Source organism: Pseudomonas sp. F220 (genome assembly GCF_057813935.1).
The window spans coordinates 1-254 of sequence record NZ_JBVASJ010000213.1 but is presented as its reverse complement, the minus strand read 5'-3'; the positions used below and the strand labels follow the sequence as shown (position 1 = coordinate 254).

The 254-nt window shown below is 56.3% G+C and carries 1 pseudogene; it reads left to right on the top strand.

The features are described 5' to 3' along the window. Window positions 1–254, top strand: a pseudogene (locus tag ACZYSM_RS29690) (hypothetical protein); the annotation flags it as partial.

The window sequence follows — 254 nt, the reverse complement described above, 5'->3', positions numbered from 1 at the left end:
GTCGAAATTCATAAGGGCGAAATTTTGGTGGTATTCCGGGTTGATCCCGATCCGGGGTTCAACGCCAGCGAGACGTCGACTGGCTCAGGCAGCAGAGAAAAAAGTATGCAAGATCGTACGCGGCGTACTGTCGCCGTTGCTGTCGAACATCCTGCTCAACGAACTCGACCGCGAGTTGGAACGGCGGGGCCATCGTTTCGTGCGCTATGCCGACGACGCGAACATTTATGTGCGTAGTCATCGTGCTGGCGAGC